General features: G+C 41.4%; 18 protein-coding genes, 15 tRNA genes, 2 rRNA genes and 1 riboswitch. Of the genes, 28 read left to right on the forward strand and 7 right to left on the reverse strand.

Going from position 1 to position 21,796, the window contains the following annotated elements:
• The 22 genes from ACZYRN_RS16465 to ACZYRN_RS16570 form a co-directional block, all read left to right on the forward strand.
• Positions 1-127: ribosomal RNA gene (locus tag ACZYRN_RS16465) — 23S ribosomal RNA — on the forward strand; the annotation flags it as partial.
• Positions 128-374: 247 nt separating this feature from the next.
• Positions 375-490, forward strand: a 5S ribosomal RNA gene (rrf, locus tag ACZYRN_RS16470).
• Positions 491-622: 132 nt separating this feature from the next.
• Positions 623-697: transfer RNA gene (locus ACZYRN_RS16475), tRNA-Asn, on the forward strand.
• A gap of 4 nt (positions 698-701) precedes the next feature.
• Positions 702-793, forward strand: a tRNA-Ser gene (locus ACZYRN_RS16480).
• 30 nt (positions 794-823) lie between these two features.
• A tRNA-Glu gene (locus ACZYRN_RS16485) sits at positions 824-898 on the forward strand.
• Between the two features lie 3 nt (positions 899-901).
• A tRNA-Val gene (locus tag ACZYRN_RS16490) sits at positions 902-977 on the forward strand.
• A gap of 27 nt (positions 978-1,004) precedes the next feature.
• Positions 1,005-1,078 (forward strand) — tRNA-Met (locus ACZYRN_RS16495).
• A gap of 5 nt (positions 1,079-1,083) precedes the next feature.
• Positions 1,084-1,160 (forward strand) — tRNA-Asp (locus tag ACZYRN_RS16500).
• Between the two features lie 23 nt (positions 1,161-1,183).
• A tRNA-Phe gene (locus tag ACZYRN_RS16505) sits at positions 1,184-1,256 on the forward strand.
• Between the two features lie 8 nt (positions 1,257-1,264).
• Positions 1,265-1,337: transfer RNA gene (locus tag ACZYRN_RS16510), tRNA-Thr, on the forward strand.
• Between the two features lie 25 nt (positions 1,338-1,362).
• A tRNA-Tyr gene (locus tag ACZYRN_RS16515) sits at positions 1,363-1,446 on the forward strand.
• A 13-nt stretch (positions 1,447-1,459) separates the two neighbouring features.
• Positions 1,460-1,533, forward strand: a tRNA-Trp gene (locus tag ACZYRN_RS16520).
• Positions 1,534-1,557: 24 nt separating this feature from the next.
• Positions 1,558-1,633: transfer RNA gene (locus ACZYRN_RS16525), tRNA-His, on the forward strand.
• A gap of 16 nt (positions 1,634-1,649) precedes the next feature.
• Positions 1,650-1,724, forward strand: a tRNA-Gln gene (locus ACZYRN_RS16530).
• Between the two features lie 9 nt (positions 1,725-1,733).
• Positions 1,734-1,808: transfer RNA gene (locus ACZYRN_RS16535), tRNA-Gly, on the forward strand.
• Positions 1,809-1,825: 17 nt separating this feature from the next.
• A tRNA-Cys gene (locus tag ACZYRN_RS16540) sits at positions 1,826-1,899 on the forward strand.
• A gap of 9 nt (positions 1,900-1,908) precedes the next feature.
• A tRNA-Leu gene (locus ACZYRN_RS16545) sits at positions 1,909-1,992 on the forward strand.
• Between the two features lie 133 nt (positions 1,993-2,125).
• Positions 2,126-2,842 carry a metallophosphoesterase family protein gene (locus ACZYRN_RS16550; RefSeq protein WP_488912723.1) on the forward strand — a complete coding sequence of 239 codons (717 nt, stop codon included), beginning with the start codon at positions 2,126-2,128 and terminating at the stop codon, positions 2,840-2,842.
• A 112-nt stretch (positions 2,843-2,954) separates the two neighbouring features.
• Positions 2,955-3,069, forward strand: a riboswitch (TPP riboswitch).
• Between the two features lie 120 nt (positions 3,070-3,189).
• The gene (gene thiC, locus ACZYRN_RS16555; protein WP_488912724.1) at positions 3,190-4,941 is read left to right on the forward strand and encodes a phosphomethylpyrimidine synthase ThiC; all 1,752 of its coding nucleotides are present in this window, start codon (positions 3,190-3,192) and stop codon (positions 4,939-4,941) included.
• Between the two features lie 300 nt (positions 4,942-5,241).
• A complete protein-coding gene (gene queG / locus ACZYRN_RS16560; protein ID WP_488912725.1) occupies positions 5,242-6,378 on the forward strand; it encodes a tRNA epoxyqueuosine(34) reductase QueG in 1,137 nt (378 codons plus the stop codon).
• A gap of 27 nt (positions 6,379-6,405) precedes the next feature.
• The gene (trmL, locus tag ACZYRN_RS16565) at positions 6,406-6,879 is read left to right on the forward strand and encodes a tRNA (uridine(34)/cytosine(34)/5-carboxymethylaminomethyluridine(34)-2'-O)-methyltransferase TrmL (protein ID WP_488912726.1); all 474 of its coding nucleotides are present in this window, start codon (positions 6,406-6,408) and stop codon (positions 6,877-6,879) included.
• Positions 6,880-7,186: 307 nt separating this feature from the next.
• On the forward strand, positions 7,187-9,070 hold the full coding sequence (locus ACZYRN_RS16570; RefSeq protein WP_488912727.1) for a PrkA family serine protein kinase: 1,884 nt from the start codon (positions 7,187-7,189) through the stop codon (positions 9,068-9,070).
• A gap of 29 nt (positions 9,071-9,099) precedes the next feature.
• On the opposite strand, the gene ACZYRN_RS16575 is transcribed toward ACZYRN_RS16570, so the two are convergent.
• A complete protein-coding gene (locus ACZYRN_RS16575) occupies positions 9,100-9,261 on the reverse strand; it encodes a hypothetical protein (RefSeq protein ID WP_488912728.1) in 162 nt (53 codons plus the stop codon).
• 73 nt (positions 9,262-9,334) lie between these two features.
• Between ACZYRN_RS16575 and yhbH the strand changes: the two genes are divergently transcribed.
• Positions 9,335-10,468, forward strand: coding sequence for a sporulation protein YhbH (gene yhbH / locus ACZYRN_RS16580; RefSeq protein ID WP_488912729.1), 1,134 nt, complete (start codon positions 9,335-9,337; stop codon positions 10,466-10,468).
• A gap of 74 nt (positions 10,469-10,542) precedes the next feature.
• On the opposite strand, the gene ACZYRN_RS16585 is transcribed toward yhbH, so the two are convergent.
• Together ACZYRN_RS16585 and ACZYRN_RS16590 are read right to left on the reverse strand one after the other, a co-directional pair.
• Complete coding sequence (locus ACZYRN_RS16585) at positions 10,543-11,844, reverse strand: NCS2 family permease (protein WP_488912873.1); 1,302 nt, start codon at positions 11,842-11,844, stop codon at positions 10,543-10,545.
• 160 nt (positions 11,845-12,004) lie between these two features.
• Positions 12,005-12,913, reverse strand: coding sequence for an RluA family pseudouridine synthase (locus tag ACZYRN_RS16590; protein ID WP_488912730.1), 909 nt, complete (start codon positions 12,911-12,913; stop codon positions 12,005-12,007).
• Positions 12,914-13,004: 91 nt separating this feature from the next.
• Here ACZYRN_RS16590 and ACZYRN_RS16595 point away from each other — a divergent pair, with 91 nt between their 5' ends.
• Entirely contained in the window at positions 13,005-13,361 is a 357-nt protein-coding gene (locus ACZYRN_RS16595) for a DUF5365 family protein (RefSeq protein ID WP_488912731.1), read from the forward strand.
• A gap of 73 nt (positions 13,362-13,434) precedes the next feature.
• Here ACZYRN_RS16595 and ACZYRN_RS16600 read toward each other — a convergent pair whose 3' ends face one another.
• Entirely contained in the window at positions 13,435-13,908 is a 474-nt protein-coding gene (locus ACZYRN_RS16600) for a thioredoxin family protein (RefSeq protein WP_488912732.1), read from the reverse strand.
• A gap of 3 nt (positions 13,909-13,911) precedes the next feature.
• On the reverse strand, positions 13,912-14,328 hold the full coding sequence (locus tag ACZYRN_RS16605) for a disulfide oxidoreductase (protein WP_488912733.1): 417 nt from the start codon (positions 14,326-14,328) through the stop codon (positions 13,912-13,914).
• Between the two features lie 153 nt (positions 14,329-14,481).
• Here ACZYRN_RS16605 and ACZYRN_RS16610 point away from each other — a divergent pair, with 153 nt between their 5' ends.
• Together ACZYRN_RS16610 and ACZYRN_RS16615 are read left to right on the forward strand one after the other, a co-directional pair.
• The gene (locus ACZYRN_RS16610; RefSeq protein ID WP_488912734.1) at positions 14,482-16,215 is read left to right on the forward strand and encodes a phospho-sugar mutase; all 1,734 of its coding nucleotides are present in this window, start codon (positions 14,482-14,484) and stop codon (positions 16,213-16,215) included.
• 83 nt (positions 16,216-16,298) lie between these two features.
• Positions 16,299-17,624 carry a SpoVR family protein gene (locus ACZYRN_RS16615; RefSeq protein WP_488912735.1) on the forward strand — a complete coding sequence of 442 codons (1,326 nt, stop codon included), beginning with the start codon at positions 16,299-16,301 and terminating at the stop codon, positions 17,622-17,624.
• Between the two features lie 137 nt (positions 17,625-17,761).
• Here ACZYRN_RS16615 and ACZYRN_RS16620 read toward each other — a convergent pair whose 3' ends face one another.
• Together ACZYRN_RS16620 and ACZYRN_RS16625 are read right to left on the reverse strand one after the other, a co-directional pair.
• A complete protein-coding gene (locus ACZYRN_RS16620) occupies positions 17,762-18,586 on the reverse strand; it encodes an EcsC family protein (protein WP_488912736.1) in 825 nt (274 codons plus the stop codon).
• A gap of 81 nt (positions 18,587-18,667) precedes the next feature.
• Positions 18,668-19,105 (reverse strand): arsenate reductase/protein-tyrosine-phosphatase family protein, encoded by a 438-nt coding sequence (locus ACZYRN_RS16625; protein WP_488912737.1) that lies wholly within the window; start codon positions 19,103-19,105, stop codon positions 18,668-18,670.
• 296 nt (positions 19,106-19,401) lie between these two features.
• Here ACZYRN_RS16625 and ACZYRN_RS16630 point away from each other — a divergent pair, with 296 nt between their 5' ends.
• Positions 19,402-19,578, forward strand: a complete 177-nt coding sequence (locus tag ACZYRN_RS16630; RefSeq protein ID WP_488912738.1) for a twin-arginine translocase TatA/TatE family subunit — start codon at positions 19,402-19,404, stop codon at positions 19,576-19,578.
• A gap of 164 nt (positions 19,579-19,742) precedes the next feature.
• Complete coding sequence (locus tag ACZYRN_RS16635) at positions 19,743-21,701, forward strand: transglycosylase domain-containing protein (protein ID WP_488912739.1); 1,959 nt, start codon at positions 19,743-19,745, stop codon at positions 21,699-21,701.
• Positions 21,702-21,796 lie beyond the last annotated feature (95 nt).

A 21,796-nucleotide genomic window follows, 5' to 3' on the forward strand; every position in this document is an offset into this window, starting at 1 on the left:
TCAAGATGAGATTTCCCATTACGCAAGTAAGTAAGATCCCTTGAAGAAGACGAGGTAGATAGGTTCGGGGTGGAAGTGTGGCGACACATGGAGCTGACGAATACTAATCGATCGAGGACTTAACCAATAATGAAAAGCGGAGGGCGCTGCGTTCATCAGCGACACGCACTGGAAGGATGACTGTATGAGGCTGCTCTTTAGCCTCATCAGACAGCCTGAAGTGACGCGAGCTGATAGCGCCCGAAGCTGGACAACACAAAAACAACACTTGGTGTAACACGGATCATACGACATGCTTCTATCCAGTTTTGAAAGAACAAAAAAGTTCTTGTCAAACTTCATTGTTATGTTATAATAGTGAATGTCTTAAATAGTCAGGTGGCATTAGCGAAGAGGTCACACCCGTTCCCATCCCGAACACGGCAGTTAAGCTCTTCAGCGCCGATGGTAGTTGGGGGTTTCCCCCTGTGAGAGCAGGACGCCGCCTGGCAATTGAAAGGCAAAGTGATCGTTTTATCAAATTGGCAAACATAAGAAATATAGTGCTTAGAGGGGCTTTTTAGCCACATAGGCCTTACTACTTATGTATCAATCATTTGATCACTGTAGCTGGACAAATTATTCCGCAGTAGCTCAGTGGTAGAGCAATCGGCTGTTAACCGATCGGTCGCAAGTTCGAGTCTTGCCTGCGGAGCCATTTTGGAGAGCTGTCCGAGAGGTCGAAGGAGCACGATTGGAAATCGTGTAGGCGGTTAACACTGTCTCAAGGGTTCGAATCCCTTGCTCTCCGCCAGAATACTCTCGTATATATAGATAAAAGACTGGCCCCTTGGTCAAGCGGTTAAGACACCGCCCTTTCACGGCGGTAACACGGGTTCGAATCCCGTAGGGGTCACCATTTGGAGGATTAGCTCAGCTGGGAGAGCATCTGCCTTACAAGCAGAGGGTCGGCGGTTCGATCCCGTCATCCTCCACCATATAAAATAATAGAATCTTTTAATCGTCGCGGGGTGGAGCAGCCCGGTAGCTCGTCGGGCTCATAACCCGAAGGTCGCAGGTTCAAATCCTGCCCCCGCAATTATTGGTCCGGTAGTTCAGTTGGTTAGAATGCCTGCCTGTCACGCAGGAGGTCGCGGGTTCGAGTCCCGTCCGGACCGCCATTTTATAATAAATACATATGTATGGCTCAGTAGCTCAGTTGGTAGAGCAAAGGACTGAAAATCCTTGTGTCGGCGGTTCGATTCCGTCCTGAGCCATTTATTTAGCCGGTGTAGCTCAACTGGTAGAGCAACTGACTTGTAATCAGTAGGTTGGGGGTTCAAGTCCTCTTGCCGGCATTACTGTTTTAGACAGTGTATATATGGAGGGGTAGCGAAGTGGCTAAACGCGGCGGACTGTAAATCCGCTCCTTCGGGTTCGGCAGTTCGAATCTGCCCCCCTCCACCATATCATTCCTTGTAGGGGCATAGTTTAACGGTAGAACAGAGGTCTCCAAAACCTCCAGTGTGGGTTCGATTCCTACTGCCCCTGCCAAATTAACTAATGAATAAAATAATGGCGGTCGTGGCGAAGTGGTTAACGCATCGGATTGTGGCTCCGACACTCGGGGGTTCGATTCCCCTCGATCGCCCCATATTTTCATTTTTCATTGGGCTATAGCCAAGCGGTAAGGCAACGGACTTTGACTCCGTCACGCGCTGGTTCGAATCCAGCTAGCCCAGCCATTTAATTATGCGGAAGTAGTTCAGTGGTAGAACATCACCTTGCCAAGGTGGGGGTCGCGAGTTCGAACCTCGTCTTCCGCTCCATATATTTATTATTTTAAGGCGGCATAGCCAAGCGGTAAGGCCAAGGTCTGCAAAACCTTTATCACCGGTTCGATTCCGGTTGCCGCCTCCATAAAGTATTGCCGGTGTGGCGGAATTGGCAGACGCGCTGGACTCAAAATCCTGTGATCGCAAGATCGTGCCGGTTCGACCCCGGCCACCGGTATAAAAGGACGTTTTAAAACGTCAAAAAAAGAGTTTCTACTATACGTAGAAACTCTTTTTTTTCAAGGGTTCAAATTCTGATAAAAAACATGTTAACATGAAAGAATTACATAGCATGAAAGGATGTTTTATAAATGAAGATTGCCTTTATTTCTGATATTCATGGCAATGCTGTTGCACTGGAGGCTGTTTTAAAAGATATTGAAAAAAAACAGGTAGATACGATTTATGTCCTTGGGGATATTTGTTATCGTGGTCCGGAACCGAAACGATCTTTGCAACTGGTGCAGTCACTGAATGTTAGTGTGATTAAAGGAAATGCAGACGAGTGGATTGTGCGGGGAGTAAAGAAAGGTGAAGTGCCGGATAAGGTGCTAGATATGATGAATGCAGAGCGTGAATGGGTCGTTTCACAATTAGATCAAAGGGATATTGCCTATCTCGCTGAATTGCCGACAGCGTTGCATTTTGAAGCAGCAGGATTAACCATTAATGCTTTTCATGCGACACCGGATAGTTTGTTTGACATTGTGCTTCCCGATGAATCAGATGACGCGATTAAAACAAAGTTAATGACATTAACAGACTCAGATATTTATGTGTACGCCCATATACACAAGCCATATATACGATATATTAATGGAAAAGTGATCATTAATATTGGAAGTGTGGGGCTGCCATTTGATGGTGTGAAAAAATCTTCTTATGCAATTGTTGATATTGATAATAAGCGTGTTAGTACTTCCATTGAAAGGGTGGAATTTGATTTAGAAAAAGTAATAAAGCAATATGAAGAGTTAGACTATCCTAATCAAAATATGGTAAATATTATTCATAATGCTTCTATATAATATGAGTACATTATATTAATCATGTTTTCTTTTTTTGATGATTATTAATAAAAGAAAATTATAACTTTACAGACTATTTTGTCTATGGTAAAGTTATAAATAGTTTCATATTGATATCTGCTGGGGGTGTCCGTTAGCCGGACTGAGAGAAGAGCGCGAATAAGGCTCTTTGACCCTTCGAACCTGATCTGGTTGATACCAGCGTAGGGAAGTAGGAAGAGACGGCTTATGCGTCGTTTACCACACTATTTCACGGGTTCTTTTATCTATTAAAAGAACCCGTTTTTATTTTGTTTGCAAAGTGTATCTTCCAGATCCGGTTCAGCAATAATGAGGGGGAAATAGAAATGAATCGACTGGAAAGTGAAAAAATTGAGCTTCAATCGCAGTTCCCGGCAAGTGAAAAAGTATATGTGGAAGGTACGCGTTCAGATGTGCGTGTGCCGTTTCGGAAAATTGAGTTAAGTGATACTGCGACAGATGCAGGTACATTTAAAAATGAACCGATTACTGTATATGATACAAGCGGGCCGTATACAGAAAAGGGATTTGTTGTGGATGTGCACAAAGGTCTGCCACGTAAGAGAGAGCGTTGGGTGGAAGAACGGAATGATACAGAAACGTATATAGGCCGCACGGTAAAACCGGAAGATAACGGAGCGAAAGAGGCAGCGTCGATGTTTCAACCGGACTTTGACCACATTCCGCGACGTGCATTGCCCGGTAAAAATGTAACACAAATGCATTATGCAAAAAACGGTGTGATCACACCGGAAATGGAATACATTGCGATTCGTGAAAATATGGATCCGGAAGTCGTTCGAGAAGAAGTGGCATCAGGACGGGCCATTATTCCAGCGAATATAAATCATCCAGAAAATGAGCCGATGATTATCGGCAGCCATTTTCATGTAAAAGTAAATGCGAATATTGGCAACTCGGCTGTTAGCTCTTCGATTGAAGAAGAGGTGGAAAAAATGACGTGGGCAACGCATTGGGGAGCAGACACGATTATGGATTTATCGACTGGGAAAAATATTCATGCGACCCGCGAGTTTATTATTCGTAATTCGCCAGTACCGGTTGGAACAGTACCGATTTATCAAGCGCTTGAAAAAGTAAACGGGGTAGCTGAAAATTTAACATGGGACGTGTATCGAGATACATTAATCGAGCAGGCCGAACAAGGTGTTGACTACTTTACTATTCATGCAGGCGTACTACTGCGATATATACCATTGACAATTAAACGGACAACAGGGATTGTTTCGCGTGGAGGGTCCATTTTAGCCCAGTGGTGTCTTGCCAATCATAAAGAAAATTTCCTTTACACACACTTTGAAGAGATTTGTGAAATTTTAAAAGCGTATGATATTTCAGTTTCGCTTGGTGATGGTCTTCGTCCCGGATCGATCGCTGATGCGAACGATGAAGCCCAATTTGCGGAGCTTGAAACGCTTGGCGAGTTAACGAAAATTGCTTGGAAGCATGATGTCCAGGTGATGATTGAAGGACCCGGTCATGTGCCGCTGCACAAAATTAAAGAAAATATTGATAAAGAAATTGAAATTTGTCAGGGCGCACCGTTTTATACTCTAGGGCCATTAACAACTGACATAGCACCAGGTTATGATCATATTACATCGGCGATTGGTGCCGCAATGATTGCTATGCATGGAACAGCGATGCTTTGTTACGTCACACCTAAAGAACATCTGGGATTACCAGATAAAAATGACGTGCGCGAAGGGGTCATAGCCTATAAGATTGCAGCTCATGCCGCCGATCTTGCGAAAGGTCATCCCGGTGCGCAAAAAAGGGATGATGCCTTATCTAAAGCGCGCTTTGAATTTAGATGGCATGACCAGTTTAATTTATCGCTTGATCCAGACAGAGCACGTGAATACCATGACGAGACACTGCCGGCAGAAGGCGCAAAAACAGCTCATTTTTGTTCGATGTGCGGACCCAAATTTTGCTCAATGCGTATTTCACATGATCTGCGCAAAAAGGCAGCAGAAGACGAGGAATTTATGGAGATGGGAATGAAACAAAAATCAGAAGAATTTATGGAGAAAGGAAGTAAAATTTACAGTTGATGCACAATAGTCGACTTTTCTTCTGGAGTGTGAAATAATTTACTAATGGTTGATCGGTTTAGTTTATATGATTCATGTGATTAAGCCGTTGCAATTCCATGATTAAACAGAAGACGAAACGTTACGAAATAAAGGATCATCGCATCCGTCATTTAGACTGAAGAACTTCAATCAGTGGGTACTGTTTATCGTTCTACATGAAAAGCAATACTTGTAGATAATTGAGAAAATAAAAGAAAAATTGAGCAAGTAAGCGGATTGAATTCCGTTTGCTTGTTTTTTCTGTGAAGAGGTGAAAAAATGTATCGGCAATTAAAGCAGGAACTGATCAATTACAGCAAAGAAATTGGTATTGATAAAATTGGCTTTGCTGCAGCCGACCCATTTCTGGAATTGAAGCAAAAATTGATTAATCAGCAGGAACTTGGCTACGCTTCTGGCTTTGAAGAAAAAGATATTGAAAAGCGTGTGAATCCAAGCCTTTTGATGGATCAGCCACGATCCATTATCGCTATTGCGCTTGCATATCCATCAAAGCTTAGAGATGCGCCAAAAGGAAAAAAAGGCGAACGGCGGGGCTTATTTTGCCGGGCATCTTGGGGCGAAGACTATCATTCGATACTTCGACGAAAGCTTGTGATGCTTGAATCTTTCTTATTGGAACGTTTGCCAAATGTTCAATTTCGTTCAATGGTCGATACAGGAGAATTGTCTGATCGGGCAGTAGCAGAGCGTGCTGGTATTGGCTGGAGTGCAAAAAATTGTGCAATTATTACGCCAGAGTTTGGTTCATATGTATATCTCGGTGAAATGTTAACGAATGTGCCGTTTGAACCGGATACACCGATGGAGAGTCAGTGCGGGACCTGTACGAAATGCATTGATGCATGTCCAACAAATGCACTTGTACAGGGCGGCCAATTGAATTCACAACGATGTATTGCCTATTTGACGCAGACCAAAGATTTCCTGCCAGAGCAGTTTCGTAAACAGTTGGGCAACCGCTTATATGGCTGTGATACATGTCAGACAGTTTGTCCGGAAAATAAAGGAAAGCATGTACTGATTCATGAGGAAATGACCCCTGAGGCGGAACAGGTAAAACCGCTTCTAGAGCCGATTTTGTCAATTAGCAATAAAGAGTTTAAAGAGCAATTCGGACAGATGTCTGGTTCGTGGCGCGGGAAAAAGCCGATTCAACGCAATGCGATAATTGCACTTGCCCATTTTAAAGAAGAATCATCACTTGGAGCACTTATTCATGTGCTTAAAGAAGATCCGCGTCCTGTTTTACGAGGAACAGCAGCCTATGCAATCGGGGAAATTGGCGGTATTAAAGCAGAACAGGCTTTGGAGCAGGCGCTTAGTCAGGAAAAGGAAGAAGCAGTCTTTTTAGAAATAGAAAAAGCGCTTCAAGTGCTGCGTTCCGTGTTATAATAAATGTTTGAAAAGAGGTGATGATTAATGACTGTTCATGTTGTGTTGTATCAGCCAGAAATTCCGGCAAACACAGGAAATATTGCCAGAACATGTGCGGCGACTGGTACGCCGCTTCATTTAATTCGACCGCTTGGCTTTTCAACAGATGATAAAATGTTAAAACGGGCTGGTCTTGATTACTGGGAGTATGTTCATATTACTTATTATGATTCGCTCGATAACTTTTTTGAAAAAAATAAGAGCGGCAATATGTTTTATTTATCGAAGTTCGGTACGCACGATCATGCAAGTTTTGATTACAGTGATCCAAAGCAGGACTATTATTTTATGTTCGGGAAAGAGACGACGGGGCTGCCAAAAGATCTAATCCAAGCTAACATTGATCATTGCTTGCGTATTCCGATGAACGATCACGTGCGTTCGCTGAATTTATCGAATACGGCGGCCATTCTCGTGTACGAAGCACTCCGTCAGCAAAAGTTCCCTGGCTTACATTAAAAAGGCTGCACCGATTCATTCGGTACAGCTTTTTTATTATTTAGTCCCTGGTTTGTCATCATAACCTGCTGTAAAAATGGCCGTTAAAAATGCCACACAAACAACAAGAACGCCTAATAGTCTCATGGATTCATACTCCTTCCTTGAACGTGAAAGTACAGATCTGTCTTCATTATAGCGGATATGGAGGACGTTGTGAACGTTTCTTTTTTTCAAAATCGTGACGGTTGTTTTTTCATAAATGAGGATACGATTGCATAAAATCCGTTAAATACGCCCATTATGAGCGGAGCGGAGGGAACTATTAATGTCAATACTAGGAAAAATTCAATTATGTCGTGCTAAAGAAGAAAAGCTACGCTGGGAAGGGACGTTTCGTGAATATTTGGAGTTAATTAAAAAGCACCCGCATATTGCTATGCCGGCCCATGCACGTATATATGAGATGATTCGATCTGCCGGCGTTGAAGGTGGTCAATATTCCTTTTTTAGCGATGAATTGTTTGGAATGGATGAAGCAATTAAGCGGCTTGTGGAAGAGTATTTTCATCCAGCAGCGAAGAAGCTTGATGTACGGAAAAGAATTTTATTGTTAATGGGACCGGTTGGAGGCGGAAAGTCAACGATTGTGTCGAAGATGAAAAGAGGAATGGAACAATTTACAAGAACGGATGCCGGCGCTGTATATGCGATTAAACAGTGTCAAATGGCAGAAGACCCGCTGCATTTAATTCCAAGAGAGCTGCGTGATGACTTTTATGAAGAGTACGGAATACGTATTGAAGGATCACTGTCACCGCTGAATGCTTACCGGCTAGAGCATGAATTTGGCGGACGCATTGAAGATGTGCCTGTAGAGCGTATTTTCTTCTCAGAAGACAAACGCAGAGGAATCGGAACATTTAGTCCATCTGATCCAAAGTCCCAGGATATTGCTGATTTAACGGGAAGCATTGATTTTTCAACAATCGCTGAATTTGGATCCGAGTCAGATCCGCGAGCTTACCGGTTTGATGGAGAACTAAATATTGCGAATAGAGGAATAATGGAGTTTCAGGAAATGCTGAAGTGCGATGAAAAGTTTTTGTGGCATTTGCTTTCACTTACTCAGGAAGGAAATTTTAAAGCAGGCCGATTTGCACTTATATCAGCTGATGAAATGATTATTGCACATACGAATGAAACGGAGTACCGGTCGTTTATTGCCGATAGGAAGAATGAGGCACTTCATTCACGGATGATTGTGATGCCTGTTCCGTACAATTTAAAGGTGACGGAAGAGGAAAAAATTTATGAGAAAATGGTGCATGAAAGCGAAGCAGCAAACATTCATTTTGCTCCGCATACATTTAGAACTGCGGCAATGTTTACTATATTAACGCGCTTGAAGGAATCAAGCCGTTCCAATATTGATTTAGTGATGAAAATGAAGCTATATGATGGAGCTGCAGTAGAAGGATTGACTAGTTTAGATGTGGCAGAGCTGAAAAAAGAGCATCCTGATGAAGGAATGGATGGCATTGATCCGCGCTACGTTATGAATCGGATTTCTGCTGCAATTATAAAAAAAGAATCAAATTCGATCAATGCTCTTGATGTCCTGCGCTCACTGAAAGATGGACTGGATAGCCACCCGTCTATATCAAAAGATGTAAGGGATAAATATTTGCAGTTTATCTCGGAAGCACGTAAACAGTATGACGAAATAGCCAAAAAAGAAGTGCAAAAAGCATTTGTATACTCGTATGAAGAATCTGCACGGTCTATGATGGACAATTACCTTGATAACGTGGAAGCATATTGCAATAAAACAAAGTTAAATGATCCATTGACAGGAGAAGAAATGAATCCAGATGAACGGTTAATGCGCTCGATTGAAGAGCAAATTGGCATTTCGGAAAATGCCAAAAAATCATTTCGAGAAGAAATGCTTATTCGGATATCGGCTTACGCTCGAAAAGGGAAAAAATTTGATTACCGTGAACATGACAGGCTTCGGGAAGCGATCCAAAAAAAGCTATTTTCTGATTTGAAGGATGTTGTAAAAATTACGACATCATCAGTTGCACCAGATGAACAACATATGAAAAAGATGAATGATGTAACCGCGAGGCTTATTGATGAATGTGGCTATAATTCGGTTTCAGCAAATGAACTGCTTCGCTACGTGGGCGGTTTATTGAACCGATAATAAAAAACCCCGGTTAATTGCTAACCGGGTTATTGTTTTCCATCTGTTTGCTTATCGTACTGAACAGGATCATGCTGTTTTAGTTCGTCATTTGTGCGTTGGCGTTCCATTTGGCGTCCAAGTTGTTCCATATCTTCAAAATTTGTGACCATAGAATTGACAGGTTCGACTTCACGATCTTTAAAATTCATGATAAGTCACCTCATATTTCATTTACAGTCAGTTTACCCGTCGTTTGAAAAATTAAACCGGGAGGCTAAGGAATTGGATAAATTTTATCATCTAACTGAAGAAGATTGGTCACTTCACCGCAAAGGATTTGACGATCAAGAACGACATCGTCAAAAAGTGAAAGAAGCTATTCAAAAAAATATGGCTGATATGGTAACTGAAGAGCAAATTATTATGTCGGATGGCAAGAGGGTTGTGAAACTGCCAATCCGTTCACTTCAAGAATATAGAATTCGTTATACAGAAGAAAAAAGCAGTCATGCCGGGCAGGGAAAAGGAGAGGTTGGGGATCAGATTGCGCGAGCTGGCGGGGGAGAGCCGGCAGCCGGACAAGGAAAAAAAGCAGGAAATATGCGTGGTGAAGATTATTATGAAGCGGATGTCAGCCTTGCAGAAATTGAAGATGCATTGTTTTCAGAAATGGAACTGCCACATTTAATTGAAAAAGAAAAATCGACGTCATTTATTACGGAATGGAAAATAAATGATATTCGCAAGACAGGTGTGACCGCACGTATTGATAAGAAAAAAACACTGATGGCCTCATTTAAGCGCAATTCATTATCAGGTACGCCATCTTTTTTTCCTGTACTGCCGGAAGACAGACGATTTCGTTCGTTTATAGAAGAAAAAACACCGCAGTCAAAAGCGGTCATTTTTGCAATGATGGATACGAGCGGCAGTATGGGGCCATTTGAAAAATATATTGCCCGCAGTTTTTTCTTTTGGATGACACGATTTTTAAGAAAAAAATATATGGCCGTTGATATTGTATTTATTGCGCATCATACAGAAGCAAAGATTGTAGAAGAGGATGATTTTTTTTCAAAAGGAGAAAGCGGAGGTACAATTTGTTCATCTGCCTATTCACTTGTGCTTGATCTAATAGAAAAAAAGTATTCACCGGATCGCTACAATATTTATCCCTTTCATTTTTCTGATGGAGATAACTTGGCATCGGATAATCAACAGTGCGTGAAGCTTCTGGAGAAATTATTGCCGCACTGCCGGCTATTTGGTTACGGAGAAGTAAATCAATATAATCGGACGACACCGCTTATGTCCGCTTTTCGAAAAGTACAAGATCCGCTGTTTCGTTCATATGTGATTAAAAAGCGCGAAGAAGTATATCCGGCATTGACGTATTTTTTCACAGCTCAAAAATAAATTCGTTTTATTTCATGTCAGAACCTATAAAAAGACCTCTTCAAAACCAGAAATATTGGTTTTGAAGAGGTCTTTTAATGAGGTAAAAAGGCAAGCTGATAAAAGAATAACACAGCAAAAAGGTAAAGGAGCGGATGAACATCTTTATATCGCCCGCAAGCTATTTTCATAAGTGGATATGAAACGAATCCGAGTGCAATACCGGTTGCAATACTTGATGTGAGCGGCATACTTAAGATGATGAGAAAGGCCGGGAATGCTTCATCGAGTTCATTCCAGTTAATTTTCGCGACATTGCTCATCATAAGGCAGCCAACAATAATAAGCGACGGTGCGGTAATGGCTGCGATACCGGACACGGAAGCGACGAGTGGCCCGAAAAAAGCCGCCAGAATAAATAAAACTGCAACAGTAACAGATGTTAAACCAGTTCGTCCACCGGCTGCGACCCCGGTTGTTGATTCAATATACGCGCTTGTCGGACTTGTACCGACCATTGCACCTACAGATGTCGCAACTGAATCGGCTAAGAGCGCTTGGCGTGCACGCGGCATTGTGTTGCCTTTCATTAATCCAGCTTGCTGGGCAACACCAATCATCGTACCGGTTGTGTCAAAAATAGTCACCATTAAAAAGGAAAAGACTACAGCATATAAACTATGCTGAATAACGTCACCCAATGCTGCAATAGGATTCGCAGTGAGAAACCCTTCCGGTAAAGACGGTGCCTCAATAATGCCGTTTTCAAACGAAAGCTGTCCGGTAAAAAATGCGACAAGGCCGGTTATGATCATGCCGATAAATAAAGCTCCGTTGACACGGCGTGCGAGTAGGATAAGCGTTACAGCTAACCCAAACAGGGCAAGAAGCACAGATGGACTGTGCAGATCACCAAGCTTGACGAGGTTATTCGCATCAGCAGTAATAATGCCAGTTAACCGCAATCCGATAAAGGCAATAAAAAGACCAATTCCGGCTGAAATACCGTGCTTTAAATTTTCAGGAATCGCTTCAATTAGTTTTTGCCGAAGTGGTGTTAGAGACAAAATGACAAACAGTAAACCGGAAATAAAGACGGCTGAAAAAGCCGTTTCATATGTAATTCCGCCATGAGAACCGACAACCGAATAGGCGAAATACGCATTCATCCCCATCCCGGGGGCAATGGCAATTGGGTAATTGGCAAATAGCCCCATCCAAAGCGTTCCGATAACAGTAGCGATAATGGTTGCCGTAAACACTTGTTCAAATGGAACACCGGCATCTTGCAAAATGAGCGGATTGACAACTACAATGTATACCATCGTTAAAAACGTTGTCACCCCAGCTAAAAATTCTGTTTTTACTGTTGTTTCATGGTCAGTTAATTTAAACAGGATCAAACACCTCCAAAGTAGGAACTTTAAAAATTTATGTTAATAGTATTCTTTTTAAGTAGTCGATGCAAATAATCAAACGGAAAAGAACGAGCGAATTCTATCGAAATGACAGAAATAAATTTATGAAAACGAGAATTTTTTAAGTATTACACTTATTTTAATTGAAGTAGTTCTGATTAAAAAGTTTTTTTAATATAATAGGTACAGGTGCTTCCATGGTAATACAATCATTCGTAAAGGGGTTAGGCACTGTCAATTTTACAGCGTGCAGCAACGGATAATTAAATGAGTCGGAACCACCGTAAAGAGTGTCACCTGCAATAGGGTGACCAATGAATGCAAGGTGAGCCCGTATTTGATGGGTTCGACCTGTTTCAAGACGGCATTCAAGTAGTGAACGCCCATCTTGTACAGCGATTCGTTTGTAATGTGTCACAGCATTTTGTCCGGTCGGTGAAACACGCCGTCGTGTCGAGTGGTGGCGATCTTTGCCGATGGGCTGATTGATAATTCCAGCCTTTTTTTTAATAGCTCCATCGACAACGGCAAAATACGTTCGATAAATTGTTTTTTCTTCAAGAAGACGTGAAAAAACGGCATAGGCCGCTTCATGCTTCGCAAATAATACAGCTCCACTTGTTCCTTCGTCAAGACGATGAACGTGACGAACAGGCAATGTATCACCTGAGAGTAAAACATGATAGCACACCCCATTTAGCAGTGTATTTGTTTCATTAGCCGAATTTGGGTGTGTTTTCATACCAGCTGGCTTATTGGCGATGATCATATGATCATCTTCGTATAATATAGAAGGAGCCGGGGAAACGGGATCAGCTCCGAATGGGCCGGGCTGAAAGAAAGGGACGCAAAGACAGGAACCGGGCGAAAGTGGAGCATGCCAATCAACTAGCTTTCCATCCAGTTTGATAAGCCGATCCATTCGCCAGCGATGCAGCAATTTTTTGGGCAGCTTCCAAATAGTTAACAATAGTTCTTCAACGGTTATATTGGCCCATTCGTTTGGAACACTAACAATTAATAACGAATCTTGTCGAATTGTGTTCATTATCATCATCCTTTTCTGAAAAATAACAATACATTGTAATAAGATTGTATGGTATCTTTATAAGAGACTGCAAGTAAAGGTGGCTGTCCTCATGACGATGATCATGTCTTCTACAATTGAACAGGAAGAAAAAATTAAAAGTTTAAGTACTTATTTGTCGCATCATGTCTTTCCGCGTTATATAGATTCGACAATAACTGATGTGATAAAAGCCGAAAAGTTTTTTCATATTGAAGACGAAACGTTGGCTTATGTGGAGTCATTAAAAGATGCTTCCCGTGTGATTACAGCATTGAATACAATTATTTCTATTCTGGAAACAACGCACATTTCTTCTTCTTATGAGGAACTTTTCATTGAAAGTGTGAATACGCTGCGGAGTTATCGAATCGATTTCCCATTTCCATTTTCGTTTTTTTATGAACGAAAACATGTTGTATTTCTTTAAATAAAGGCTATGTTGTTTAACCTAGCCTAATAAAAAAGCTGTCTTCTGCTTTTAACCGCAGAAGACAGCTTTTTTATTGTTGTTCCTTCGTTTGCCCGAGGAATGACTGCCATTCGCTATCCGGCTGACTGCCGACAAGACGGTCTTTTTCGGATCCTCCTTCGAAGTAAACAAGTGTTGGCGTGTACTCAATCTCATAATCTTCCCACCCTTGTTCAAATTCAAGCAAGTTGTACTGAAGAATATCTACATTTTCATCAGCGGCAATAGGCATTAACACTGGTGTGGTTTCTTGACAATGCGGACAAGTAGGGCTGAAGAAATACACGACGGCATCCTCGCCGTTTTCAAGTTTTTGTTCCAAGTCGTCAGGCTGTATGATATTTTGATAGTTTGGATCATCCAGTTGCTTCACTGTTTCAGCATGCAGATCTTCTTTGCCATACGGGTTTCCTTCTGAAGCTTTTTCTTTCTGGTACTGCGTAATAAAGGCAATCGCACCGAAAATGAGTACGAGCACCACCGCGAAAATCATTATTTTTTTCAACGTTTATTCTCCTTTTTTTCTTAAAATCAATAAACTGGCAATAAAAATAATTGTAAATGCCATAAGGGCTAAAAATGGAATCGTAATGAATCCGAGCCAGTTAATATACATACCAGTACATGGAACACGTCCACAAGCCGGGGCAGCATCGGTTAAAAAGGTCACTTTTTGAATGCCATAATGATAAAGTGAGATGAGTCCGCCAATTCCAGACATCAATACTGAATACATCGCTGCTTTCATATCTTTTTTTACGACAGCAAGTCCCAGTAAGAGAACGAGCGGATACATTAAAATACGCTGATACCAGCAAAGTTCGCACGGCTCATATCCGACAATTTCCGAGAAATAAAGACTGCCGAGCGTCGCTGTAAAAGATGTAGCCCATGCAATGAAAAGTAAAGTTTCTTTTTTTAGCATCATTATCCCTGCCTGTTATGAATTTAATTTGTGAACAATAGCATTATAGTCTCAATGACAATAAAAAGTAAAACAAAGTGTGCCAAATTCATACTGTAAAATTCCGTAAACTGGTGGTATGATAGTGGAAATATGAGTTTGGAGGGATTGCCTGTGGCCTGGAAAGAAGAGTATAGCCGGTGGAAAAATCATCCGGCACTTGATCAAGAAATAAATGGATTGCTTGTAAAGATTGAGACGGACGAAAAAAGTTTAGAAGACGCTTTTTACAAAAATCTTGAATTTGGTACAGGTGGAATGCGCGGTGAGATTGGTGCCGGTATAAATCGTATGAATGTCTACACGATCCGGAAAGCATCGGCAGGACTGGCTGAATACATAGTAGAGCAGGGGATTGAAGCAAAAAAACGGGGTGTCGTCATTGCGTACGATTCGCGTCATAAATCACCTGAATTTGCAATCGAAAGTGCTAAAACACTAGCTTCTGCAGGTATTCAAACATACGTATTCGATGAACTTCGGCCAACTCCGGAACTTTCGTTTGCAGTACGTCAATTAAACGCATATGCAGGAATTGTAATCACAGCAAGTCACAACCCGCCAGAATATAACGGTTATAAAGTATACGGACCAGACGGAGCACAATTGGCACCAGCAGCAGCCGACCGGGTGATTGAAAAAGTATATGAAGCAGGCGATGAGCTTGATATTCAAGTAGAAGATGAAGCGGTACTGAGAGAAAAAGGGCTGATTCAAATAATTGGCGCCGACATGGATGCCGCCTATGTAGATAAGCTCGTCACGATTTCTGAATGGCCTCAGGCAGCAGAAGAGACAGACATTCATATCGTATATACCCCGTTACATGGGACAGGCAATAAGCCGGTTCGCCAGGCACTTGACGCACTAGGCTATAAAAACGTAACAGTCGTTGCAGAACAGGAAAAGCCGGATGCGAATTTTTCAACGGTGAAATCACCGAATCCAGAAGAAAAAGCAGCCTTTGAACTGGCAATTCGTGACGGGCAGAAAGTAGATGCGGATATTTTAATCGCCACTGACCCAGATGCAGACCGGCTAGGCATTGCTGTGAAGGATGGCAAGGGCGGATACGTACTTTTAACAGGAAATGAAACAGGTGCTGTCCTGCTTGATTACATTCTTTCACAGAAAAAAGAAAAAGGGACTATACCTGAGAATGGCCGTATATTCAAAACGATTGTCACCTCGGAACTTGGACGCGTGACTGCGGAACAATATGGTGTATCATGTGAAGACGTATTAACGGGCTTTAAATTTATCGGAGAAAAAATTGAGAAATATAATAAGTCAGGCGACTATACGTTTTTATTTGGATATGAAGAAAGCTATGGTTATTTAATAGGAGACTTTGCCCGTGATAAAGATGCCGTGCAAGCGGCGCTTATGGCTGTTGAAGCATGCGCTTATTATAAAAAGCAAGGCAAAACGCTTCATGATGCATTGATGGATTTATATACGCGTGTAGGCTATTACAAAGAAGGTTTGCAATCGCTGACATTGAAAGGAAAAGACGGTGCTGAACAAATCGACGCACTTCTGGCGTCCTTCCGTCAAAGCCCGCCAGCTGAAATTGCAGGTATTCCAGTTGCATCGATTGAAGATTACCACACAGGTGAGCGGTCGGTTATTATGACAAAGGCGAAAGAAACAATTGATCTGCCTTCATCAAATGTATTGAAATATTTTCTTGAAGACGGCACATGGGTATGTGCCCGTCCATCTGGAACTGAACCGAAAGTAAAATTTTATTTTGGTGTAAGAGATGAATCATTTGAAGGTGTCTCTAAAAAACTAGAACGTATCGAAAAACGATTTATGGAAGAAATTAAAAAAATGTTGAAGTAAAGAAAAGAGGGACAGGCTATTTCTGTCTCTCTTTTCTCATGTTTAGGATCCTTCTGCATAAAATGAGTCAGGGGGGATGGTGGATGAAACAGAACGATCTTCAATATGCAATTGATGAAATAACAGAAATTGCTGCCGGTTTTGGTCTCGATTTTTATTCGATGCGCTACGAAATTTGTCCGGCGGACATTATATATACGTTCGGCGCATATGGGATGCCTGCCCGTTTTTCGCACTGGCGTTTTGGGAAACGGTTTTACAAAATGAAACTCCAATATGAAATGGGACTCAGCAAAATATATGAACTCGTTATTAATACGGACCCATGCAGTGCGTTTTTATTAAATACAAATTCACTTGTTCAAAACAAATTAATTGTGGCGCATGTACTCGCCCACGCCGACTTTTTTAAAAATAATGCCCATTTCAAAAAAACAAACAGGAAAATGCTGACATCGATGGAGTCGGCTGCGGCTCGCATCCAAGAGTTGACAGATGAATTTGGCATTGAGCAAGTGGAATCATTTTTAGATGCGGTGCTGTCAATTGAAGAGCATGTGGATCCGCATGGAGAAATTGGCGGTGGTGATCAGTTAATAACAGCTTCAAAAAAGCATTTATATGATGACTTATGGGACCCTTTAGAAGAAAAAGAACCGATAGGTGATGTACCTGTAAATGAAAAAGATATCCTTAAATTTATTGCGCAAAACAGCCCTATTTTGACAGATTGGCAGCGGGAAATTATTATGATTGTGCGTCAAGAAATGCTTTATTTCTGGCCGCAGATGGAAACAAAGATTATGAATGAAGGATGGGCTTCCTATTGGCATATGCGAATTATGCGTGAGCTTGATTTGCCTGAAGCAGAAGCCATTGACTATGCTCGTCTAAACGCAGAAGTTGTCCAGCCATCAAAAATGGGTTTAAATCCATATTATGTCGGCGTGAAGCTGTATGAGCATATTGAAGAACAGTATGGGAGCCGTGATAAACTGTTTGAGGTACGTGCGATGGAATCGGATCTATCATTTTTGCGAAATTATATGACAAAAGAATTTGTGGAAAAAGAAGAAATGTACTTGTATGAAAAAAAAGGGAATTACTGGACGATTACAGAAAAAAGCTGGGAGAAAGTCCGGGATCATTTGACTGCATCCAAAGTGAATAGCGGCTTTCCATATTTAAGTGTGACAGACAGCAATTATATAAATGGCGGTGAGTTATATATTGTTCATTCATATGAAGGTACAGAGCTTGATCTTAGTTATTTAGAGCATACCATGCCACACATATATACACTATGGGGAAGACCGGTTCATATTGAAACGGTTGTAGACGGACGGACGACAGTGTTTACACATGGAAAAGATGGAATTAAACGAAAATACGGAAAGGCCTTTACTTAAATAAAGACACATGGAACAAAAACGGCACACAATGTATAGAAAGAAATGAGTTTTATCTTTATTAGACTGTTCCTGTTCGTTTTTATTATCGGGAAGCACCGAGAGGATAAAGCAAAAAACGAATCTGAGAAACCGCATTAAAGGCGATTTTCAGATTCGTTTTTTGCATTTAAAGATGTCATACGTTCTAGAATACGGCGTTTTCGATAAAGCATCATGCCAGCATCGGCAATATCTTCAATCATGGAACGGTTTGAAATAGCTCCGAATACAATGCCGACGATCGGTACGAGGCGGAATAATTTTTTTAGGCTGTACTGCTCTCGGTAACCAAGAACGACTTCACGCCAGCCTTGCAAATGGGAAATCATTTGTTTGTTATTGCTCCGGTTCGTATAATCAGATAGTTCTTGTAAAATAGCTTTTTTGCCGACTATATCAGATGACGTAAACTGCATACATTTAATAATAAAGATACGCTCTTCACGTTCGTTTGGATCATATCCGTATGAAACAGCGATTTCTTGTAATGTCTTCAATGAAATAGCAAGTGTTGCCGGAATATCTACAGCAAGTGTTAAAAACCCGCCGATGCCAGTTGTGGCACCTTGTAAAGTCGCAGCGCCTGCATGAGTTTTCTGAATAGAAAGGGCTGTTTCATCCATTGCTCTGAGTGGAATCCTTGCAACATCTTCAATAGTATGAACAGGCATTTCTGCATTGCGTTCCAGTTTTTTTAAAGTGTTGCGTTGCTGAGTTAAATACTTGCCACCGCTTTGAATGTAGTAACCTATTTCATCAAGAAGGGCACCGATTCGCTTTTGGATAAATGAGGGAGTCATTCGATCGAGAAAAGTGAATGGGAGACGAGCGATTTTATCCCAAATCCATAATCCTTTTTGCTCATTTTCCCATCGTTCAATTGACTCAAGTTCTTTAAAAAGTTGTTCTTTCGTTTCCATCTACATTAACCCCTGCCTTTCAACGCTATATACGTATAAAAACGTGAGAAGTTTCAAAAAAATCCCCTGCTTCAGCAAATGTTATTTTGAGGCAGGGTTCAAACTTAACTCTTTTTCGAGCTCTTTTATTTTGAGGGCAAGTTCATCACAGACGATCTGATAAGCCGCCCATCGCTCAGGCATTTTTTTATAATGTACTGGGTTAGGTACATTCCAGCGCAATACTTTCCGTCTTGCTTCATCAGGAAGCGCCGGTAAACTGTCACGCTGAAAATCATAAATAGCAATCACGACATCAGCTTCATGAACTAGCTGAGGTTTAAGCGAATGCGGTGTCTGACTCTCGATGTTAATGTTAACTTCTTTCATCGCTTCAACAGGAAAGGCATCATAATCAGCATTCATACAAGAAGCGCTGATCACATTCCAGGAGGGCTTGTTTAAGCGGGTAGCCCATCCTTCTGCCATCATGCTCAAATGATTAACCGGTGACAGAAACAAGATTGTTTTATTTTTCATGACTCTGGACCCCTTTGGTGTGGCGGTTATACTTTTTTATACCCATTCTCCATAAAATATAAGCATCCATGATAACATATATGCTAGACAATCACGCCAAGGTAACAGTACTATATTCTCAATTTCACGAAAAATTAAACGCAGTTTGCAATTTTATCAAGACTTTCACTATAACGTACTCGGGAAAGTATTATTTAAATTGCTTTTGGCCGAGGCAATCAGTCTTTTTGTTTTCAAAAAAAGAATTTTCGACTATACTTGATATGCATAACCATCATAAAGGAGCCTGATGCATAATGAATCTTGGATTTGGTGAAGTAGCCATCATTTTAATTGTGGCACTTTTATTATTTGGCCCATCTAAACTTCCACAGCTTGGCCGTGCAGCGGGTCAAACATTACACGAGTTTAAGCGAGGCATGAAAAATGTTATGGAAGATGATGATGATAAAAAGAAATCTGAAATAAAATAAGCGGGCGGCTGCCACGCTTATTTTTTTGTTCGGTAGAATGGAACTTATTATTACCTGATTCGTATAAAAATAGGCATGGTTTTAGTCATTTTCGTTGTCATTTGGCAGAGTGTGCCTAAATGGGAACATTCCATATCGCAATATTTAGAAGGGAAAAGATTAAGATGAAAGTAATCACAAGGTTGATAAAGCAAATTTGGCACAAGTTTCATATGACACAGATTACCATCTTGCTGGCATCTATTGCCTTGCTTTTGGGGCTTGGTTTTGGATTTTATTTTATGAAGTCAGCAGATGTAGAGACATTAAAGCAAGGATTATCACAATCGACAATTATTTATGACCGCGACGGGGAAAAAGCAAGTAAACTTTCCGCGAATCGAACAGACAGTGTGTCTATTGACAAGATACCTGAGCATTTGCAGGAAGCGATCGTCGCTATTGAAGATAATCGCTTTTATGAACACGGCGGCTTTGATGTGAAAGGCATATTCCGAGCTGCTTTTACAAATGCCATGGCGGGATCACGTGTGCAAGGAGCGAGTACCATTACGCAGCAGCTGACGAAAAACGCGCTGTTATCGCCAGAAAAAACGTATCAACGAAAAATAGAAGAACTATTTCTCGCGATTGAAATTGAAAAAGTATATAAAAAAGAAGAAATTTTAGAGATGTACTTAAATACAAGTTATTTTGGGAATGGTGCATGGGGCGTTCAAAATGCATCGAAAAAATATTTTGGAAAGGATGTATCAGATTTAACAAGAGCGGAATCATCAATGCTTGCGGGAATGGTAAAAGCACCATCACGCTACAATCCGATCGACAATATGGATAAAGCGCTTGATCGGCGGAAAGTAGTTTTAAATCAAATGGTCAAATACGGATATATAACAGAGCAACAAGCAAATGAAACCGCAGATACAAGTGTCACGCTAAAAGATACGAGCGGCGATCCATTAAAAGGGAAATATGCTCATTTTTCAGATGCAGTGATCAATGAAGCGATTTCGCGTTTTGGTTTAACGCAGGATGATTTGCTTACGCAAGGCTATGCTATTTATACAACGCTCGATCAGAACGTACAAACAGGACTAGAAGAGGTGTACGAAAACAGCTCTGTTTTTCCTCAAACGGTGAGTGGAGAAGATGCACAAAGTGCCACCGTTTTAATGGATCCGAAAACAGGTGGTGTATTGGCTGTTGTTGGCCGGCGCGGTGAACATGTATTTCGTGGTTTTAGTTTTGCGACGCAGATGAAAAAGTCACCGGGCTCTACAATTAAACCGCTTGTCGTATATACGCCTGCTCTTGAAGCAGGGTACAAGCCAACAGACATGCTAAAAGATGAACCGATGACATTTGGTGAAGGTGAAGGCGGGTATTCGCCATCGAATTTCGGCGGCACATACGAAGGAGAAGTACCCATGTACCGGGCTGTTGAAAAGTCGCTCAATATCCCGACGGTTTGGCTGCTTGATCAAATGGGATTAACAGAAGGACTCAATGCTCTGCATCGGTTTGGTTTTAAAACGGAAGACGAAACATTAGGCATCGCACTCGGAGATATAAAACCAAGAGTATCGCCGCTTCAAATGGCTGAGGCGTATACGACGTTTTCGAACAGAGGAATTCGAAAAGAAAGCTTTTTTATTCAAAAGATTGTTGGACCAGAGGGCGATATTGAACCGAAATGGGAACCAAAAGAAGTAAAAGTTACAACGGAAGAAGTATCAGATACGATGACATCAATGCTTCTTGGGGTCGTTGAGCGGGGATCGGGAAGAAAAGCGCAAGTGGATGGTGTGGATATTGCGGGTAAAACAGGTTCAACGCAAGTACCGATTGAAGGGATTACTGGAACGGAAGATCAATGGTTTTTAGGGTATACACCCAATTTAGTTGGGGCTGTTTGGGTAGGGGTAGAAGAAGTAAGTGAAACGAATTACTTATCTGGCAATAGTTCAGATGGTGCTGTTCCGCTGTTTTCGGAAATTGTCGAAGAAATAATGCCTTATATAGGCGAAACCTCATTTGATGTCGATTCAATAGATGAGGATGCGAAATTAGAAGAAGAAAATTGGTATGATCGGCTTGTTGATCAGTTAAATGAATGGTTTTAATTATGCGGCCGAATAGGTTATATTCGGCCGCATTTATTAGTATTTTAAGCGAAAGTGCTTTCCGGTATATGGGGTGAAAAATAAGTCTAATTATG

The organism is Domibacillus sp. F004, from assembly GCF_057814295.1.

Bases quoted from the DNA above. Each gene is read 5' to 3' on its own strand.
- ACZYRN_RS16550 (WP_488912723.1), top strand. From the start codon at position 2,126: ATGAAGATTGCCTTTATTTCTGATATTCATGGCAATGCTGTTGCACTG.
- thiC (WP_488912724.1), top strand. From the start codon at position 3,190: ATGAATCGACTGGAAAGTGAAAAAATTGAGCTTCAATCGCAGTTCCCG.
- queG (WP_488912725.1), top strand. From the start codon at position 5,242: ATGTATCGGCAATTAAAGCAGGAACTGATCAATTACAGCAAAGAAATT.
- trmL (WP_488912726.1), top strand. From the start codon at position 6,406: ATGACTGTTCATGTTGTGTTGTATCAGCCAGAAATTCCGGCAAACACA.
- ACZYRN_RS16570 (WP_488912727.1), top strand. From the start codon at position 7,187: ATGTCAATACTAGGAAAAATTCAATTATGTCGTGCTAAAGAAGAAAAG.
- ACZYRN_RS16575 (WP_488912728.1), bottom strand. From the start codon at position 9,261: ATGAATTTTAAAGATCGTGAAGTCGAACCTGTCAATTCTATGGTCACA.
- ACZYRN_RS16590 (WP_488912730.1), bottom strand. From the start codon at position 12,913: ATGAACACAATTCGACAAGATTCGTTATTAATTGTTAGTGTTCCAAAC.
- ACZYRN_RS16595 (WP_488912731.1), top strand. From the start codon at position 13,005: ATGACGATGATCATGTCTTCTACAATTGAACAGGAAGAAAAAATTAAA.
- ACZYRN_RS16605 (WP_488912733.1), bottom strand. From the start codon at position 14,328: ATGCTAAAAAAAGAAACTTTACTTTTCATTGCATGGGCTACATCTTTT.
- ACZYRN_RS16615 (WP_488912735.1), top strand. From the start codon at position 16,299: ATGAAACAGAACGATCTTCAATATGCAATTGATGAAATAACAGAAATT.
- ACZYRN_RS16620 (WP_488912736.1), bottom strand. From the start codon at position 18,586: ATGGAAACGAAAGAACAACTTTTTAAAGAACTTGAGTCAATTGAACGA.
- ACZYRN_RS16625 (WP_488912737.1), bottom strand. From the start codon at position 19,105: ATGAAAAATAAAACAATCTTGTTTCTGTCACCGGTTAATCATTTGAGC.
- ACZYRN_RS16630 (WP_488912738.1), top strand. From the start codon at position 19,402: ATGAATCTTGGATTTGGTGAAGTAGCCATCATTTTAATTGTGGCACTT.
- ACZYRN_RS16635 (WP_488912739.1), top strand. From the start codon at position 19,743: ATGAAAGTAATCACAAGGTTGATAAAGCAAATTTGGCACAAGTTTCAT.